The 20,282-nt window shown below is 35.2% G+C and carries 16 protein-coding genes; 13 read left to right on the forward strand and 3 right to left on the reverse strand.

The window, feature by feature from the left end; genetic code table 11:
* Positions 1-9 precede the first annotated feature (9 nt).
* From nagA (H9L01_RS04600) to H9L01_RS04635, 8 genes are all read left to right on the forward strand, one after another.
* On the forward strand, positions 10-1,197 hold the full coding sequence (gene nagA, locus H9L01_RS04600) for an N-acetylglucosamine-6-phosphate deacetylase (RefSeq protein ID WP_187534837.1): 1,188 nt from the start codon (positions 10-12) through the stop codon (positions 1,195-1,197).
* 17 nt (positions 1,198-1,214) lie between these two features.
* Positions 1,215-1,697 (forward strand): PTS sugar transporter subunit IIA, encoded by a 483-nt coding sequence (locus tag H9L01_RS04605; RefSeq protein WP_187534838.1) that lies wholly within the window; start codon positions 1,215-1,217, stop codon positions 1,695-1,697.
* An 8-nt stretch (positions 1,698-1,705) separates the two neighbouring features.
* Positions 1,706-2,476: a hypothetical protein gene (locus H9L01_RS04610; RefSeq protein WP_187534839.1), complete on the forward strand. Its 771-nt coding sequence runs from the start codon at positions 1,706-1,708 to the stop codon at positions 2,474-2,476.
* A gap of 55 nt (positions 2,477-2,531) precedes the next feature.
* The gene (gene nagA, locus H9L01_RS04615; protein ID WP_187534840.1) at positions 2,532-3,725 is read left to right on the forward strand and encodes an N-acetylglucosamine-6-phosphate deacetylase; all 1,194 of its coding nucleotides are present in this window, start codon (positions 2,532-2,534) and stop codon (positions 3,723-3,725) included.
* Entirely contained in the window at positions 3,725-4,915 is a 1,191-nt protein-coding gene (locus H9L01_RS04620) for an MFS transporter (protein ID WP_187534841.1), read from the forward strand. Before nagA (H9L01_RS04615) ends, H9L01_RS04620 begins: the two co-directional genes overlap by 1 nt.
* Positions 4,912-6,099 (forward strand): MalY/PatB family protein, encoded by a 1,188-nt coding sequence (locus tag H9L01_RS04625; protein WP_187534842.1) that lies wholly within the window; start codon positions 4,912-4,914, stop codon positions 6,097-6,099. Before H9L01_RS04620 ends, H9L01_RS04625 begins: the two co-directional genes overlap by 4 nt.
* 291 nt (positions 6,100-6,390) lie before the next feature.
* On the forward strand, positions 6,391-8,760 hold the full coding sequence (locus H9L01_RS04630; RefSeq protein ID WP_187534843.1) for an InlB B-repeat-containing protein: 2,370 nt from the start codon (positions 6,391-6,393) through the stop codon (positions 8,758-8,760).
* A 444-nt stretch (positions 8,761-9,204) separates the two neighbouring features.
* Positions 9,205-10,740 (forward strand): ABC-F family ATP-binding cassette domain-containing protein, encoded by a 1,536-nt coding sequence (locus tag H9L01_RS04635; protein WP_187534844.1) that lies wholly within the window; start codon positions 9,205-9,207, stop codon positions 10,738-10,740.
* Positions 10,741-10,779: 39 nt separating this feature from the next.
* Here the strand turns inward: H9L01_RS04635 and H9L01_RS04640 are convergent, their stop codons facing one another.
* The 3 genes from H9L01_RS04640 to H9L01_RS04650 are packed head-to-tail and all read right to left on the reverse strand — an operon-like array spanning position 10,780 to position 12,976.
* Positions 10,780-11,562, reverse strand: coding sequence for a MetQ/NlpA family ABC transporter substrate-binding protein (locus H9L01_RS04640; RefSeq protein WP_246449174.1), 783 nt, complete (start codon positions 11,560-11,562; stop codon positions 10,780-10,782).
* A gap of 11 nt (positions 11,563-11,573) precedes the next feature.
* The gene (locus H9L01_RS04645; RefSeq protein WP_187534846.1) at positions 11,574-12,245 is read right to left on the reverse strand and encodes a methionine ABC transporter permease; all 672 of its coding nucleotides are present in this window, start codon (positions 12,243-12,245) and stop codon (positions 11,574-11,576) included.
* On the reverse strand, positions 12,242-12,976 hold the full coding sequence (locus H9L01_RS04650; RefSeq protein WP_187534847.1) for a methionine ABC transporter ATP-binding protein: 735 nt from the start codon (positions 12,974-12,976) through the stop codon (positions 12,242-12,244). The genes H9L01_RS04645 and H9L01_RS04650 overlap by 4 nt, the downstream gene beginning before the upstream one ends.
* A gap of 436 nt (positions 12,977-13,412) precedes the next feature.
* Between H9L01_RS04650 and H9L01_RS04655 the strand changes: the two genes are divergently transcribed.
* From H9L01_RS04655 to adhE, 5 genes are all read left to right on the forward strand, one after another.
* Complete coding sequence (locus H9L01_RS04655) at positions 13,413-13,814, forward strand: OsmC family protein (RefSeq protein WP_187534848.1); 402 nt, start codon at positions 13,413-13,415, stop codon at positions 13,812-13,814.
* Positions 13,815-13,901: 87 nt separating this feature from the next.
* Positions 13,902-16,187: a hypothetical protein gene (locus H9L01_RS04660; RefSeq protein ID WP_187534849.1), complete on the forward strand. Its 2,286-nt coding sequence runs from the start codon at positions 13,902-13,904 to the stop codon at positions 16,185-16,187.
* Between the two features lie 25 nt (positions 16,188-16,212).
* Positions 16,213-17,058: an aldose 1-epimerase family protein gene (locus H9L01_RS04665; RefSeq protein ID WP_187534850.1), complete on the forward strand. Its 846-nt coding sequence runs from the start codon at positions 16,213-16,215 to the stop codon at positions 17,056-17,058.
* Entirely contained in the window at positions 17,055-17,462 is a 408-nt protein-coding gene (locus H9L01_RS04670) for a zinc ribbon domain-containing protein (protein ID WP_187534851.1), read from the forward strand. The genes H9L01_RS04665 and H9L01_RS04670 overlap by 4 nt, the downstream gene beginning before the upstream one ends.
* Before the next feature lie 157 nt (positions 17,463-17,619).
* Complete coding sequence (adhE, locus tag H9L01_RS04675; RefSeq protein WP_187534852.1) at positions 17,620-20,253, forward strand: bifunctional acetaldehyde-CoA/alcohol dehydrogenase; 2,634 nt, start codon at positions 17,620-17,622, stop codon at positions 20,251-20,253.
* The last annotated feature ends 29 nt before the right edge of the window (positions 20,254-20,282 follow it).

Raw genomic sequence — 20,282 nt, forward strand, 5'->3', positions numbered from 1 at the left:
GAGGAAAACATGTATTTATATTCTAAGAATATTTACTTTCCTAATCAAATAAAAAGGGAAGGATATCTAAAAATTGAGGAAGGTGTTATTACAGGGTTTGTTACTAACATTGGTTCAGAAAGTTTTGAAGATTATGAAAACTATCTAATAATACCTGGATTTATAGATCAACATCTTCATGGATGGGGTACAGGTTCGTTTGGAAATGACAAAACTCATCATGGGTTGTTAGAAATGAAAAAACATCTTCCATCAGTTGGAGTGACAAGTTTCTTGGCAACATCTGGTGCTGAGCCAATTGAAGATTTAATTCAAGGAATTAAGACAAGCTGCGAGATAATGGAAACACAGAAAGATGATGGAGCAAGTTTACTAGGCGTTCATCTCGAGGGTCCATTTGTAAGTCCTAAGCAAAAAGGCATGATGCGCGAAGAATTTTTTAGAGATCCATCCGTTTCACTAATGGAAACATTCGTAGAAACTCAAACGGTGCCAAACGCAATTAAGTTGATGACTATGGCACCTGAATTACCCGGATCAAAAGAAGTAATAAAATTTTGTAAGGCAAATGGAATTCAAATAAATATTGGACACTCACACGCTACTTTTGAAGAAATAGCAAATCTCAAAGAATATGGATTAGGTGGTGTAACCCACATGTTTAGCGGCATGAGAGGATTTCATCATCGTGAGCTGGGCGTAGCCGGAACAGCACTATTCTTTGATGACTTGTACTGTGAATTTGCGAAGCAAACGGGAATGACTGTGAAACCGGAAGCATTCCAAATAGCATATCGACTAAAAGGACCTGATCGTATTATTATGACTACAGATAATACAGCGATGGCACAGCTTACGCAAGAGCGATATCATTATATACGAAAACAAACATTTATACCTGATGGGGATTGGTTTGTTATCCGAAATGATGATGGAAGTGAGCAACGATATGATAGAACAGATTATGAACAAGTTAAACATCTTGAATTAAGTTATATTGAATCAATTCAAAATTTAATAAAAAATGTTCATCCATCAGTGCATGATGTTATTAAGATGACATCTGAAAACTGCGCAAAGTATCTAAATGTATATGATCGTAAAGGATCAATCGAAGTAGGGAAAGATGCAGATTTGCTTATCATTGATGAAGACTTTAACATCCATGCAACATATTGTATGGGGAAGAAATACTAAAACCCGGAGGATAAATCATGTTTAGTAAAATTTTCAAACCAAAACCTTTAGATTTGGTATCTCCCATGATGGGAAAGGTAATTGCAATGGAACATGTGAATGATCCTGTATTTTCGGAAAAGGCGATGGGAGACGGATTCGCTATAGAGTTCACTGACGGAAACGTTTTTGCTCCCGTTGACGGTGAGGTTGTAGCATTATTTCCTACAAATCATGCGATTGGTATTAGGGGGAATGATCGTAATGAATTCTTAATACATATTGGTCTTGATACTGTGAATTTCAAAGGAGAAGGATTTAAAGCACATGTTGAAATGGGGCAACAAGTTAAGAAAGGTGACTTACTTTTAGAAGTAAATCACAAATTTTTCAAAGATAATGATGTGGATATGACATCTCCTGTTATAGTAACAAATTTAAATGGAAGACGTGTTATTTTGTTAAAAGATGGAGAAAATGTAGAATCAGGAACACCTGGAATTATTGCGATTAAGGTTTAGGAGGAAATATGGGAACAATTAAAGAGTTATCAAGAGAGACTGTACGTGATAATCGACTCATAGTACTAGTTGGTACTTTAGGATATGCTTCTGTCACGGCATTAATTTCTGGAATCTTTCAAGTTATAAATTTATGGTGGATTGGAATTATACCGATGACACTATGTGTTTACGCATATTTATATAAAATCCATGAGTTAAGTCTAAAAATGGTCAAACATCAAGAAATAACAATAACCATGTTTTTTGAGAAACCGTTTGGGTCTAAGAAAACAACGATAGTTTTCCTAGGATATATTATATGGGCGCTGATTACAGCTGCAACTCTGTTTTTAATTACGATTGTTCCTAAAATGGGGATTTTATTACTCATTCTAATCTTTTGTATGCTGGTATTTGGTAATGAAGTAAGTAACTTCGTCATGTTACAAGATGATCTTGATGAAGGTATTTTAAAAAGCTATAAACAAGCAATTAACAGTGTTCTTACAAACAGATCACTTTTTGGACATAATATGTTGCGTTCCTTTACTGCAATGGTTCAAGGTGTCATTCTCGTTGTTTGTACTAATGTATTTGTTTATGGACCTCAGATTCAAAAAGCACTTCAGTTGGATGTATCCACATCTGAAAGTACAATCCGAATGATATTTTCAAGTCCATTAAGTTCATTTGTACAAACTGTTGGAATTCAAGTAGTAATCCTATACATACTCTTTATTAGTACAATAGTCACTACAACTTATGCTAAGCAAAAACAAATAATCAAACTACATTAACAATTGCTTCGCTTCTCAGTGAAGCAATTGTTTTAAAAATTGAAAAGGAGAAATTATGATTTATTATTCGAAAAATATTGTCACACCTCGCGGAGTCATTGAAGGGTTTCTGAAAGTATCTAATGGCAAGATTGTAGGTGTTTCAAATGAGTGCAAAGAACCCTTTATAGACTATACTGATGAAATAATTTTGCCTGGTTTTATTGATGTTCATGTACATGGTTGGGGTCGGGGATCATATATGTTTGAAAAGACACCAGAGTCTATCGTGTTGATGGCAGAAGATCAAGCTAAGGAAGGTGTAACTGGATTTTTAGCAACTACAGTTACGGATTCCTTGGAAGAAACATATAGATATATAGAAGCAGCAAATGAAATATATGGAAAACCAATTCACGGTTCTAAGTTCATGGGAGTCCATTTAGAGGGGCCATTTATGAATAAAGAACATAAAGGTATGCAGAAGGAAGAATACTGTATTAATCCGGACTTAAGCTTGATGAAGTCTTTTGTCGACCTCCAAGTAGAACCGCGAATGATAAAACTTATGACAATTGCTCCAGAATTGGATGGATCAAAAGAAGTTATCAAGTATTGCAAAGAGAATGGAATTCAATTATCTATTGGGCACTCTGGTGCTACATTTGATGTTATTTCTGAACTTAAAGAATACGGACTTGGCGGTGTTACCCACATGTTTAGTGGCATGAAGGGAATTCATCATCGTGAGCTAGGTGTGGTAGGAACAGCACTATATTATGATGACTTAATGTGTGAGTTCGCAAAACAAACTGGAATGACAGTAAGACATGAGGCATTTGATATTGTATATCGTATCAAAGGGGCAGATGGTATTTTTATGACAACCGATTGCGCAGGACTAGCAAATCGAAGAGAGCCATCCTATCATTATGTCAGAAAAATTACATTCTCTCGTGAAGGTAATGAATTTATAATGAAACATGACAGTGGTGAAGTTGAAAGAATCAATATTGATGACTATTCTTCATTGAGAACGTTGGAGATGGGATATATTGATTCAATTAAAAACATGTTGAGACATACTCCAATGACTTATCCCGAATTAGCAAAAATCACGAGTTTAAATCCTGCTCGATATATAGGGATGGATGATCACAAAGGTAAAATTCAAGAAGGTTATGATGCGGACTTAACGATAGTCACTCCTCATATGACGCTATGCGAGACTGTTGTAGAAGGAGAGCGTGTCGTCGTTGTTGAGAGATAATGAAACGATTTAGTGATCGTACGGTAGTAGTACTATTTGTTATCTATGGATTTGAAGCCGTGGCGGCAAATTTAGCACATCCAATAACACCGAATTTAATCGAATACCGCAATATGCCTAATTATATGTTCGGAGTAGTATTTGCAGCAATGTCCCTAACAAATTTTTTGTTATCACCCTTTTGGGGGAATATATGTAATCATATTGAGTCAAGAAAATTGCTAATGATTAGCGGTATTGGTTATGCTGTTGGCCAAGGCATGTTTGGAATAGCAACGAATCCGTTGGTGATGACGATGGCTCGCTTTGTATCAGGTTTATTTGTATCATGTATGAGCATCGCTGCAACATATTATGTTATTCTACACTCACCTCCAGAAGAAAAATCCAGAAATTTAACAATCACAATTACGACATTTACAGTAATGGGAACTTTTGGATATTTCTTAGGGGGATACTTAGGGAACATAAATATTTTTATTCCATTCCTACTTCAATGTATTCTACTTAGCTTATCGGGAATTTTATACTATATATTTCTTAAACCAAATTCTGTAGTGAAAGTGGCTAACTACAAGGAACTTATACATAAGTCAAACCCAGTTCAATCATTCATAGACATTGGACCAAGTCTCAGCCCACTAGTTATTTCACTCTTTGCTACGGTTTTATTTGCATCGCTAGCATCAACATCATTTACACAAAACTATGCTTATTACTTACAAAATACATTGGGTATGAGTCCATTAATTAATGGAATAACCAAAGGTCTTGTTGGTATATTTGCGACAATTTTCAATTTTACGATCACGCTAATGATTTTAAGGAAAAATGATGTAGAAAAGCATTTAAGTTATCTCTTTGCAGTATTAGCTTCAGTTCTTACAATTATCGGATTATACCGATCTAATCCAACCATTTTTATTGTATTGGGAATCGTTGTTATGGTTTTAGATACAATCCAAGTATCAATTTTGCAAGACAGAAATGCTGCTTACGCAACACCTGAGAATCAAGGTGTTATGTTAGGCATGCACAATGCAATGAAGGCGTTAGGAATGATTGGTGGATCTTTAATTTCTGGATTCATATATGATTTCAATCCATTTTATCCTTTCGTGATGACGTTAATTCTTTATGTGCTAGCTATGTTCAGTGCAAACAAATTAAGGAAAAGGAGTTGTTTATGAAAAGCAGTTTTAACACAATAAATTGTCGGCGTAATGATGGATCAGTTAAATGGCAACGATTTATTGAACAATGCCCCAAAGTAGAAGAGGGAATCATTCCATTTACTTTGGCGGATTGCGATTTTGAACATCCTAAAGAACTACGAGAAGGGCTTCAAAATTATTTGGACACAATGGTTTTTGGGTATACAATTCCAACAAAAAAGTACTATGATTCGGTCAAAAGTTGGTTTTTTAGAAGACATCATTGGGAACTTGATGAAAAATCGATACTTCATTCACCTGGGGTATTACCGGCCATTTCAAATTCAATTCAAGCTTTTACTAAAGAACAAGATAGTATACTAATTTTATCTCCAGTTTATTATCCTTTTAAAAGAATAATCGAATCTTTGAATCGAAATGTTACTGAAGTTAACCTTATCTACGAAAATGGTGTATATAATTTGGATGAGAATTCTTTAGAGAAGGCAATCCAGCAAAATAAAGTTAGGGTAATTATTTTATGTTCGCCACATAATCCTATCGGAAAAGTATGGAAGAGAGAAGAATTGGAAGTAATTGTAGAACTGTGTGTTAAATATAATATTCTAATTATTGACGATGAAATTCATCATGACTTGATTATGCCAGGTCACCAACATCTTTGCCTACCAACTCTTAGTGAAGAAGCCAAAGCGCGAACAATTTTACTGACATCAACAAGTAAAAGCTTTAATTTAGCCGGGTTGCGTACGTCTATCGTAATAATAGAGAACGACGAACTAAGATCTAAATATGAAAACTATGCCCGACACATGGAGTCGGGAATCTTATCGGTAAATGCATTTGGATTAAAAGCAACCGAGATTGCATATAATGAGTGTGGGGACTGGTTGGATTCATTTATTTTACATATTTTTGAAAATCATAAATTAGTTAAGGTTTTTTTTGAAACTAATTTACCACAAATCCATGTATTACCATTGGAGGGAACATACCTGCAATGGATTGATTTTAATCAGTTAAATCTTGATGAGGAACAATTAGTTGATAGGATGGAAAAATTGTCCAACGTGTATTGCGATCATGGCAAGCTATTTGGTGCGAATGGTAAGGGATTCTTTAGGATGAACCTTGCGTATCCACAAGATATAATTATTAACGCTCTTAAAAGAATCGAAAAAGAATTCAAAGTTAATTGATAACTAACAATATAGAGACGAAGTACAAACTTCGTTTTTTTTTATCTTGGAAATTAAAAAACACTGTTAATTAAGAACTGCTTGTGAATATTTCATTGGAAGTACATATTGCTATAAATAAGAAATGATACGATACGAATAAAGATGATTGTAATATGAATCAACTTTGCGATTAAAAATTATTGTAAAGATTAAATTGAAAAGGAGGCAATAGCACACAAACAATAAAATAGTGATGAAAGCAAAAGTTATTTCTTGAATCTTAACTAATTATTTGAAGGGAGACTTAATATGAAAAAAAGGGTTCGGATACTCCAATTGTTTTTAGTACTTTCTTTAATCCTAACGGGATTTCTCGTTACACCAACAAAGGCAGATGATACACGCTTGTTTGCTGGGATAAATCGATTTGAAGAATCGTCGCCAGCAACAATTTTTCATCGAAATATTCGCTACAAGAAGAATATTGAACCACTCCCAGAAGGGGTTCATCTTGAGTTGGAATATTACAATAAAGATGATGTTATGATACGTAAAGATGATTACTATACAATAGATAAAGAAGCTAATACGTATAATATTAAATTAACACTGGACTTGTGGACAGATAAAATTACGTATGTAAAAGTATATTCTGTAGATCCTAGTATTACTGAAGAAATTGAGCTTGGAAACAGTGCCAGTCAGTTAATGCGTATACCGGTCAACTTTCATGCTGAAGGAGGAAAATTTTCCGATGGGAACAGTGAAAATCTCACGGTATCTTATCAAGGTGGAAAAGTATATCAAGCAGATATCTATGAAGAGCCTACTCACGAGAAATATGCATTCAGTCATTGGGTATATTTAGGGGGACGTTGGGAGGATGAGCAAGTTCATAAGACAGCGATTAACCCCAATAAGGTTCGTGATTTTTATGCGGCGTGGGAAATTCCAGTTCATTTTGAGACTAATGGTGGCTCGGACATGGCCTCTATCATCGTTGAAGGGCAAAATAATTATATTCCCGAACCTATTGAACCCACTAAAGATGGATCAATATTTCAAGGGTGGTATGCAGATAAAGAACTCACTGAAAAGTGGGAATTCTATCTCGATGAAGTTAGAGAAGAACGAACGCTCTATGCTAAATGGAAAAGTGAAACCTTTGAAGTTAAATTCGAAACAGATGGTGGAAGTCCAGTTGAGGCTCAAACAATAGAAGTTGGGACAAAGATAACTGATCCAGGGAAACCAACAAAAGATGGGTATGAGTTTGAAGGGTGGTATCGTGACAATGGCTATCAAACGCAGTGGGATTTCAATAGCGATACTGTTGTTGAAGATACCGTACTTTATGCTAAATGGAAACGTATCGATGTCTATTACACGGTAACTTTTGATACTCAACTAAATGAACCCCCAACAACAAAATCAGTCTTAGAGAATACTCCAGTTGAAAAACCTATTGATCCAACACGTCCAGGATATAAGTTTGATGGATGGTATACTGACACAAAAGGTAAAAACTTATGGAACTTTGAAACCGTTATTACAGAGGATAAGACTCTATATGCAAAGTGGTCTGTTATTACTCATACGATTGAATTTGAAACGAATGGTGGAAGCAATATCAAAAGCGTAAAAGTTAATGAAGGTAAACCGGTCAAGGAGCCCAAAGAACCGGTCAAAGATGGATATAAATTTGATGGTTGGTATCAAGATGATTTATTAACTATTTCGTGGGACTTTAGCGCGCCAATTACAGATTCAATGACACTTTACGCTAAATGGGAAAGAATTACATATGAAGTAGAATTCGTGACTAACGGGGGGAAGGAAATTCAAAGTATACATGTTGGTTCAGGAGAAACTTTACTATTACCTGAACCACCGACTCGAGATAATTATGAATTTGAGAATTGGTATAAAGATGAGGAACTTACCGAAATATGGCTAGATGAACCTGTTTTTAATGATTTAAAACTCTATGCTAAGTGGAATAAAGTAGATGTTTACTACATCGTAACTTTTGACTATCTCTATAATGATTTAATTCATACCGAGATTGTCTTAGAAAATACTATTTTAGCGTATCCAGAAGAGCCTGTGAGAGATGGATATACATTTAGTGGATGGACTCTTGATAAAGCCGGAAATATCCCGTGGGATAATAAGAAACCAGTCAATGACAATGTCACCCTTTATGCAAAATGGGAAAAGGAAGTCGTATATTACACGGTTACCTTCTATCCAGAGAATGGTGAAACAGTAAAAATTGAAACTGTTGCAGGAGGTACGACAGTTACTAAACCCACGGATCCAGAAAGAAATGGGTATCTTTTTATGGGGTGGTATCTTGATGTAGAGAATGAGGCCCTTTGGAATTTTGATGAAAAAGTAAATCAAAATCAGACATTGTTCGCAAAATGGGCATTACAGATTGAGGGAGAAGAGAAACCAACAGAAGAAAGACCAACAGAAGAAAATCCAATTGCTGAGGATTCATCAGGTGAGATAATAATTCCAGAAAAAATATCAACTGATCAAGACAAAGAGGGGAAATTACCAACGACTGGTATTGCTAGCTACGGAATTTATGTTGGTATTAGCTATATAACTTTAGGGGTCATTTTAATTGTACTGAGATTTAAAATTCGTAAAGTATGGTCACACCGATAGTGTGCATTGACAATTCACAGTACAAGAAGTAGACTATGGGTAACGAGTCAGTGGATTGTTACTGAAGAAGGCAAGACCCAACGTAAGTGTTTTTACGTTCGGGTTTTTTCTTTGGACTCGTGTCTTTCAATGAAGGTAAAAAGATCCCAAGGGGTCTTTTTATTTAAGCTAAAATATTGCGATTTAAAATAAAGCTTGTTATAATGCGTCTTAGTAAGGGAGGTGTTTGACCTTGGTTAAATTTGCCGATGAGAAACAACAATATGTTACAAATGTTCATCACTTTGATGCTTTTTGTCGTGCAATTATTTTTACATCAATTCTTTCAACATGGGATAAGTGTCAAAAAAATTGAAGGAATCGTAAAAAAACCAATGTCAAATTGTATCCCGACCTGGCTTTTACGCTAGGTTTTTTTATTCCTTCAAGTATATAGGAGGAATTATGAAAATAATAATTAAAGATTTAGTGAAAATATATGCTGATGAAGCAGTTCTAGATGAGTTATCAATGGAAATCGTAAAGGGTTCACATTGTGCTATCGTTGGAGAAAATGGTAGTGGTAAGTCTACCTTGATGAAAATATTAGCAGGAATTGAAAACTACCAATCAGGACACGTTATCATTCCTAAAGAAATGGAAATTGGATATATGGATCAACAATTCTCTCAGTATGATAAGGATGCAAGAAGCTACATACTCAAAGATTTTGAAACATACCAGTATCTTTCGAAAAGTCTCAAAGAGATAGAGTTATTAATGTCAGAGAATTATACAGAGGAATTGGGTGAGAGATATGCGAAGCTCATGGATCGCTTTAGTGATATAGACGGATACGTATTTGAAAATAAGTTGGAATCTTATGCTAAAGGACTGGGCGTTTATCCATTTCTTGATCAAGCTTACGACACTTTGAGTGGTGGGCAAAAAACCAGAATAGCACTGGTTAAGTTGCTACTTGAGGATTGTGAAGTATTATGCTTGGATGAACCCACCAATCATCTTGACCTAGCTGGTATTGAATGGTTGGAAAGTTATTGTAGAAATTCAAATAAAACGCTAATTATCGTATCGCATGACCGAAAGTTTTTACTGAATACCGTCGATGTATTCTATGAAGTGGAAGACGGAATTAGTATTTGCTATCACGGAGATTACCATTCTTACAGAGAACAAAAGAAACAACGTTTTATTCAACTCGTTGAAGACTATGAGATTCAACAACAAGAAATAAAAAGATTAAGATTGGCTATTAGAAGGTATCGCCAATGGGGACATGAATCTGACAACCCTGATTTCTTTAAGCGTGCTAAAGCACTTGAAAAGAGAATTGAGCGTCTTGAAACATTACCGAAACCAGTCGAACTTAAAAATCAGCTCAACTTTGATTTTAAAACACCATCTAAAAGTAGTAAAAGAATTGTGAGTGGTCATGATTTACTTATCGGTTACGATACGCCACTTACAAACCCTCTTAATTTTGAAGTGTTATCTCAAGAACATTTCGCAATTTCTGCACATAACGGCAAGGGTAAATCGACACTGATTAAGACAATCACGGGGGATATTGAGCCACTAGGTGGTACGCTTAAATGTGGCGAAAGTATTAAATTCGGAATCATTCCGCAAATTATTGAATTTGAGAATGAGTCAGACCGACTTTTAAATTATGTTATGAAAACATGCACAATGCAGGAAGAACAAGCACGGAGAACTTTGGTGCAGTTTGGCTTTTATCATGATGTTGTGTATAAACCGCTAACGGTTTTAAGTGGTGGAGAGCGTGTTCGCTTAAAATTATTGGAGTTGATGTTAATGGAATGCCAGTGCATCATTCTTGATGAACCAACTAATCATCTTGATATCCAAAGTAGTGAAAAACTCGAAGATGTCTTACAACACTATGGAGGAACAATCATAGTTGTCAGCCATGATCGTTATTTCCTAGAAAATCTTAAAGTTCGAACTTTTGAGTTATAGAAAAAAAACAATCAGAATTTCTGATTGTTTTTAATGTAACTAGAATGATGGAACGAGTGTTTCACTATTCTTTTCTGTTAGGAACTTACGAACAGCTTCGCTATTCATTGCTTCCTTTAATTTTTGAATCTTTTCTTCATCTTTATTATCTTCACGAGCAACGAGTGTAATTGCATAGTGACCATCTGATTTTTCAAGTGCTAAAGCATCTTTGGGTGTTAAACCAACGCTCTTGATGTAAGTAGGGTAGTTAAATACAAGATCCACTTCTTCATATGCTTGATTCAAAGTAAGAAGTGCTACTTCAACCCATTGGTAGTTATTAGGTTTTAGGTCTTTAAGTGAAGCATCGTGATTTGTTTCTCGGTCAATTTCCACAATACCTTCAGCTCTCAATATTTCTAAAGCACGTGCTTGGTTTGGAGCGTCATTAGGAATTGCGATTTTTGCATTGTCAGGAAGATCTTTGAGATCAGAAACTGTTTTTGAGTAAAATCCCACTTTCGCGTCATATACAGCTGTAATACCTACAAGGTTAGCGTCGTTACCTTCGTTGTAAACTTGCATGTAAGGAACGTTTTGGAAAAAGTTTGCATCAATTTCTTTGTTTTGAAGTGCTGTGTTTGCTGCAGTATTATCAGATACTGGAACAAGTTCAAGCTCATAACCTTCTTTCGCAAGTTCTTCTTTCGCAATTTCTACGACGGTTGTCATTGGTTCAACATGTGATGCAACTCTGATTTTTGTATCTGCAGTTGCTTTAGGTGTTGAACATCCTGCTAAAACTAATAATGTAGTAACTATGATTGCTATTTTTTTCATCATCTTCTCCTTTATCGATGGTCAATCTTGCGTGCAATTGTACTTCCAAGAACTTGTACAAGTTGAACTAAGATAATCATTAATATAATGGTAAAGTACATGAGAGGGTAATCGTATTTCTGGTAACCATATCGCATGGCAAAATCACCAATACCACCACCACCTACAACTCCCATTACGGTAGAATAAGAAACAAAACTAATTAAAGATGAGGTGAGTCCAAGAATTAATCCAGAACGTGCTTCTACGAATAAAAAGTAGAAAACAAGTTGATAAATATTCGCGCCTAAGGATTGAGCAGTATCTACGATATCTTGGGGAACATCGAGCAGGGCTTGTTCTACAAATCGAGCATAGATTGCGATAGATACAACGGCCATAGGTACTGAGGCTGCAGCAGTTCCTAAAGACACGCCCATGAGCCATCGGGTAAACGGAACTAAGAAAACAATAAGGAGTAAAAATGGAAATGAACGTACAATGTTGACGTATCCATTCAGTATGACAGAAATAAATTTGTTTTCTAAAGGTCCGTCTTTTCGTGTTAGGTAAATTAGAGTACCCACAGGAAGTCCGATAAGAATTGCAAAGAGTAAAGAAATACCAAGGAGAAAAAATGTTTCAGAGAACCCCTTCACGATTTCTGCTTGATGTTGACTGATATGCAAGATGAAATCATTCATTGTTCTAAGACCTCCTTAGCCCAATCAGAATAACTCGTACTTGTGGACTTGGGTTTTGTATTATTGACAGATATGACATCAATAAGGTTCCCTTTTTCTAAAATCGCGACTCGATTACATAAGGCCTTCGCAACACTCAATTCATGTGTCACGATGACAATGGTAGTTTGAAATTCTTGGTTAATTTGTTTGAGTACTTCAAGAATTTCAAAAGTCGTATGTTGGTCAAGTGCCGATGTTGGTTCATCACAAATTAGAATATCCGGTTTTGTAACTAAAGCACGAGCAATCGCAACACGTTGTTTTTCACCGCCACTCAGTTGTCTTGGATACTTATGGGCGTGATCAAACATGTTTACAAACTTTAATGCCGCTTCAACATCCTCTTTACTTACTTTGCCTCTTATTTTGAGGGGTAAGGCAACATTATCATAAACAGTCTTGTTCTTTAAAAGATTGATATTTTGGAAGATAACGCCAATAGTTTTGCGAGTATCTGTTAATTGTTTCTTTGAAAGTGTTCTTAAATTAGTGCCATCAAGTATAATTTGCCCAGAACTTGGAAGTTCAAGAGCATTGAGTAATTTAAGGGTTGTGCTTTTCCCTGCACCACTCTCGCCAATTATTCCAAATATTTCAGATTTTTCAATATGAAAAGAAATATCCGATAATGCTACTTTTGAATGTTTAGTATCGTGGTAGGTTTTCGATACATTTTGAAACGTAATCAAGGGGAATCACCTCTCTTATTCCACGACCATTATAAGCGAACTTTGTTAAAAATGCATGGTTTATACACAAGTATTTTTATTATCACTAATGAGAAAGATTTATTATTATTGACGATAATTAATTATCACTCGTAAATGAAGACGAATAGCGCTGTATAAGTGCGTATTATTAAAGTTTGAGTGTCAATTATGGTGTTTGTGAAGGGTTTGAAATTGACGATTTCTCTAAAAAAATGATGAAAATATTATTGTTTAAAAAAGGATGTAAGGCTATACATTATTAATGAATATTAAACAATTCACTAACTAATAAAATGAAAATAGTGTCAATAATTATTAGATGATTGCATTACTATGTTAACTAATGAAATCAAGCATAATCATTTCGAATTTTAACGTCTTTGATATAATAGTGCCAAGGAAGGTGGCACTATTTATGGAAAAGAAATATACGACAACAGCTGTAAATGATACAAAAATAAGAGATACGACACGAATTGAAGGAGGTATGGAATTGAAAATGACCTCGCCTTTACGTGACACAAGTGGATCAAATCCTGAACAAACAATTGGAATCGCTTGGGCAACGTGCTTTAACATGACCCTCAAACAAATTCTTAATGCAAAAGGGCTTGATACGGATAGTAAAGTTTCTGTTGAAGTTAACTTAATGAAGGAAGGTGTCGGCTATTATTTTGAAATGATTGCAACGGTCGCAATTGATGGAATGAGCCTCGAAGATACTGACTATTATGCCGATTTAGCACACCACCGTTGCCCAGTTTCTAAACTTATTTCCAGTAATCCACATGTTCATGTGAAAAGTGAAACATATTAGTTTATGTGAAGAGGGGTCAAACCTTCTTTTTTTGTGGAATTCAGTGGCTTTCCTTGATAGACTATTCCATGTGAGGTGTTAAGAATTATGATTAATAAATACGAAACACTAGTATTAATAAAAGGCCGGGATGCAACGGATCAAATCGAATCGTTGCAACCTGCTAAAAATAAAAAAGAATATGAAATTAAACTAAAAGGAAAAGAAGAAAGTTTTATTCGTTCTCGCAAAGATGTCCAACTTAACGCATGTATTGAGAAAAAGGATTTAACTTATGAAGCGGTGATCATTCACAATGAAGTTTTTTATAATGTAGAGTCTGTTTGTTACTATGAAAATCATTATGCCAAACTGTATTTCAAAGATGGAAGTGATAACTTGTTTTTAATCCAAGATTTTGAACTTGTGCGTATTGTTGATGGTTCAGAACCATTTGGAGATAAGACAACTGCATGGTCCGCTTGGAATGTTTATGCTCAAAAAACAAACCACCCGCTTGCTTCAAAATTCACAACGATGAATTGCCTTCCAACCGACACGGCTGCTTATGCTCTTTTAGATCGCACAGGGGTTCTTGAACTCCCTGAAAAAGACAAATTAATGTACTATTTGGGTGGATACTCATTTGGAATCAAAGAAAGCCTTGACTATGCATTGACGAGTCGTTTATCGCAAGTTCATGTTCCTATCGCTACAAATTACGAATCCACATTACTATCAATGATTATGAATGCTGTAATTGATCAAAGACAAGTAACTGTGTTTGGTGATACCTTGAGCTTAACGAAAGCTTACGATTTACTGAAACGGTATGATTATGATTCCCTAATTTATTATGATGAATCGGAAGTTACAGACCTTTTTGATGCATGCCAAGAAAATATTAAGTCTCGAAAAAATCCAACTTATGATGTGTTTGATGAAGATTCATATCGTCATACAGAAGCAGACTATCGCCATAATTTGAATCAAATTGAAATCATGAAAGATTACGAACTTGAATTAGATACTTATGAAAAATTATTTTTTGATATACAAACTGAATATCAATACTTTAAAAATTTCAATAAAGATCAGTATCTCATGTACAACAATGAGATTATCCTAAATAAAGTTGAGTCATCTTTAATTTTAGACTTAATTGATGAACTTGTGGAAATGAAAGTTGAAACAGAAGAGTTTTCACATGAATATCGAAAAAGTTTAAAACATCGATTTGGATTGGATCTCATGGATGAACAGATATCATATCAGCACATTGTACTCCGATTACAAAATATGTTTTATCAAGCAATCCTCGCAGAATTATTAGAAAAAATAGATCAAATTCGATATAATATCGAATCATTAAAACCGGAACTTCTAAATGAAAAACTTGCGAGTTTGGGAGAAAAATTGATTGACTACCATCTTCATCATTATTATATGACGATGAAAAATATTGATGAGACAAATGAGGAAAGTGTTCAGATGAGATTCCCAATTACGTTTAGATCATGGGATCACGTCAATGAAACTGACCATGAGTTTGACTGTGTAATTGGACTGAATACGGGAGATGTTGACTTAGTAACCGGAGCGTATGTATTGGCGCATGCTCAACAAATGATTTCCTTTGATAAAGTGATTGAAGAAGATGGTGAAGAAAGTTCGTATGTAGATACGAACTACAGTGTTGCAGATCATTTAGATCCTAACACTTCATCTTTCGCACAAATGATTCACAGCCATCCAAAGACACAAGCGTATATTACGATGACCACTGAATTCAAAAATGAATCATCACTGATGAAACGAATGTTTTTAAATCAAAAATTGTATCGAAATCAGCTTCATGAAAGTCGCCATTTCCATGATTCTCGAATTGAAATGCTTCACTTCAATGATATGCTGGATCCGTACTTCATATTGGAAAAGGATGAGTACCTCTTCGAAGCAACTGCAGAAAGTGACTTGGATGATTATTGTATTGAACATCAAGAACTCTATGATATGTTTAGTTCTTATACACAATTGAAATCGTTTGATAGACCGATTGTTTTTTCTAAGTTTTATGAGTTCAAAAATGTTCGTCGTTTCCAAGATGATACAATGCTAATGATTAAAAATCATCTGAAAATGAACCGTTCAATATTAAATGTTGAACAAGATATTTTACTTATTAATATTATTAAGAATGTTCAGGATTTAAATTTAAGTATTAAGGACGAAGTTGTTCCATATATAATCTACAATCGTGTCAGTCATGAAATTGTAACGGTAGTCTATTCTGCAGAAATGGATGAAACTTACATTGAAATAATAAAAAAACAGTATAATACATTACCACTTGAAGTGTTTTTGGAAGAACCGCTCCAAGCACTCGTGGTATAATAAATAGGTTAATGCGAGGTGTCTAATGATTAATTTAGAAAATGACTATTTAAAAGTAACAATTGCACTAGATGGTGCTGAAATACGTTCAGTATTTGATAAGAGTAGAAGAATTGAAAGAATGTGGCATGCAGATGCAAAATACTGGGGGAGAACATCACCAGTATTATTTCCAATTGTAGGCCAAGTTAAAGGTGGTAGCTATACCTTCGATGAAAAGGATTATAACTTATCTCAACATGGATTTTTGCGTGATCAAAAATTCGAATTGGAATCTAGTAGTGAGAATCAAGTAAGTTTTATCTACGAAAGTCTTGATAAAATGAAAGATGTTTATCCATTTGAACATCGTGTTACAATCACGTATACCCTAGTGGAAAAGACAGTTTCAGTTACGTGGAAAGTGGAGAACTGTGATACACAAGAAATGTACTATAGTATCGGAGCGCATCCAGCGTTTAATTTAAATGGCGATCACTATGAGTTTGAATTTGAAACACGTGGAGATGTTCGAGAGTTCAGTCTTAAACAAGGATTGGTTGCAAACAGTGAAATAATTGCTGTGAAACCAGTGGAAGTTAATGTTGAAAATCTTCAAAACGATGCCATTATTTATGATAATATCGATGCAGTATCTTTAATTAACCGCGATAACGGTGAAGTAACGCGATTAGCGTGTCCTGGATTTGACTATGTTGGACTTTGGATGCCTGTGACTGATGGAATTCTTGCACCATTTGTATGTATAGAACCTTGGATGGGAATTACCGACAGCTTTGATGAGTACGGTGATTTTAGAAATAAACTATCTATTAAGAAACTAGCGCCTGAACAACAAGAAAGTTATGAATATACGGTATCTTATCTATGAGACAAAAACTAACTGAGTTTATGAGAGGACGTTATGGCGTCGATATGTTGAATAAGTTTTTAATGAACTTTACGATTGCGATGGCGATTATTGCGACAGTCGTATCATTAATGACGGGTAATCAATATTTATTTATTTTGTGGTTGATTCCTTTAGTGTTATCTTACTATCGTATGCTCTCTAGAAATATAAATCGTCGTTACCAAGAGAACCAAAAATATCTCTTAATCTATAACAAAGTTCGGAATAAAGTAAGAGCTATTAAAAATAGAATTGTTGATTTCCCTAAATATAAATATTTGAAATGTCCAAACTGTGGTGCGACAATGCGTGTACCACGTCGTAAAGGGAAGATCACAGTAACGTGTCCAAAATGCTCTCATCGATTCGATGCGAAGTCATAATTAACACAATATGTTAATAATTTCACAATGTAAGCGTTTCACTAATTCGCTTGCATTTTTTTATACCTAAAATTCGTAGAAAAGTATTGAAAATCATGTGCAAAATATCGCATATAGACTACGATATACCTGTGAAAGAAATAACAAGGAGGAAGTTATGTCAGAGAAAAAAGAAACAATCGATAACGAAGTAAATGTCTTAGTTGCAAATGCGCAGGAAGCATTACAAGAGTATCTAACATTAAATCAAGAACAAATTGATTTCATTGTCGCAAAGGCAAGTGTTGCAGGGGTAGATCAACATGGTAATCTTGCAGCTTTAGCTATTGAAGAAACGGGTCGTGGTGTCTTCGAAGATAAAGCAACCAAAAATATGTTTGCGTGTGAACATGTTATTAACCATATGCGTCATCTTAAAACTGTAGGAGTTGTAAGTGACGACGAAGTTACAGGTATTACTCAAATTGCGGATCCAGTTGGTGTTATATGTGGTATTACACCAGTTACAAACCCAACATCTACTGCAATGTTTAAATCATTAATTGCTTTAAAAACGAGAAATCCAATTATCTTCTCATTCCACCCATCTGCACAAAAATGTAGTGTTGAGGCAGCACGTGTAATTCGCGATGCAGCAGTTGCAGCGGGTGCTCCTAAAAACTGTATTCAATGGATCGAACGTGGATCAAAAGAAAAAACTGATGAATTAATGAATCATCCAGGTGTTGCAACAATTCTTGCAACAGGTGGTAACGCAATGGTGCGTGCAGCATACTCATGTGGTAAGCCAGCACTTGGTGTTGGAGCTGGTAACGTTCCTGCATATATTGAAAAAACAGCTGATCTTGATCAAGCAGTTAATGATATCGCGCTTTCAAAAGGATTTGATAACGGTATGATTTGTGCTTCAGAACAAGCAGTTATCATCGATAAAGAAATCTACGATGAAGCAATCGAAAAATTCAAAAAATACGGTGTTTACTTTGCGAATGCAACAGACAAGAAAAAAATTGAAAAATTCATGTTTGGTGTCGCATCAACAGATAAAAACTATGCAGAAGCAGTACTAAATCCAAACGTAGTTGGTAAAGATGCTACATGGATTGCAGAACAATCTGGAGTTAAAGTTCCTGCAAATACAATTATTCTCGCAGTTGAATGCGCGCAAGTAGGACCTAAGGAAGTGTTAACACGTGAAAAATTATCACCAGTTCTTGCTTTCCTCAAATCTGACAGCACAGAACAAGGTATTGATTACGCACGTCAAATGGTTGAGTTTAATGGACTTGGTCACTCAGCTGCAATTCATACAAAATCAAAAGAAATATCAGAACGCTTCGGGGAAGCAGTTCCAGCAATCCGTATTATCTGGAATTCACCTTCAACATTTGGTGGTATTGGTAACGTTTATAATGATTTTATTCCTTCCTTAACACTTGGTTGTGGATCATACGGTCACAACTCAGTTGGCGATAATGTTGGTGCAGTTCACTTACTTAACATCAAAAAGATAGGGAGACGTAATAACAATATGCAATGGTTCAAAGTACCTCAAAGAATTTATTTCGAAAGAAACTCAATCCGTTATTTAAAATCAATGAGAGATGTACAAAAAGTATTTGTTGTTACTGACCAAGCAATGGTTGATTTAGGTTTCTACAAACTTGTATGTGATCAATTAAATCTTCGTGCAAACCGTGTCGATATCAAGTTGTTTGCTGATGTTGAACCAGATCCATCAATCGAAACAGTTGAAAAAGGTGTTGAAATGATGAAAGCATTCCAACCTGATACAATCATCGCATTAGGTGGTGGTTCACCAATGGATGCTGCTAAAGGAATGTGGATCTTCTACGAACATCCAGATGTAGACTTTAACGACTTAAAACAAAAATTTATCGATATCCGTAAACGTGCATTCAAATATCCTGATCTTGGAGAAAAAGCACAACTTGTATGTATTCCAACGACATCAGGAACAGGTAGTGAGGTAACGCCATTTGCTGTTATCACAGATAAGAAAGCAAATAAGAAATACCCACTTGCTGACTACTCAATGGTTCCTAATGTTGCAATTGTTGACCCAATCTTCACAACAAATCTTCCTGCAACAGTTACTGCAGATACAGGACTTGATGTATTAACACATGCAACTGAAGCATTTGTATCTAACTTTGCAAACGACTATACAGACGGACTTTGTATCCAAGCAATTAAAATTGTCTTCGAATATCTCGAACGTTGTGTTAAAGATGGTAGAAATGATTTAGAAGCACGTGAAAAAATGCATAATGCTTCAACAATGGCAGGGATGGCATTTGGTAATGCATTCCTTGGTATGAACCACTCATTAGCTCATAAAATTGGTGGACGTTGGCATGTAATTCCTCACGGACGTATCAATGCTATCTTAATGCCAAACGTAATTCGTTATAATGGTACACAACCTGAAAAACCATCACTATGGCCAAAATACAATGTGTATCGTGCAGACCAAAGATATGCAGAACTTGCACGTATCCTAGGGCTTAAAGCAGATACAGTTGAAGAAGGTGTTGAAAGCTATGCTCAAGCATGCTACGACCTCGCTGTACGTTGTGGTGTCACAATGAACTTTAAAGACAATGGTATTGCCGAAAAAGAATTCTTCAAATATGAAGAAGAAGTAGCATACCTTGCTTATGAAGACCAATGTTCACCATGTAACCCTCGTTTACCTCTTGTAAAAGATATGCGAGACATTCTAAAAGCATCATACTATGGTGAAGTTTACGATCCAAAGCGTAAATAATTAATCATAAATAAAGGCAGTTATCATCA

This window comes from Erysipelothrix inopinata, from assembly GCF_014396165.1.
GTDB lineage: Bacteria > Bacillota_I > Bacilli_A > Erysipelotrichales > Erysipelotrichaceae > Erysipelothrix > Erysipelothrix inopinata.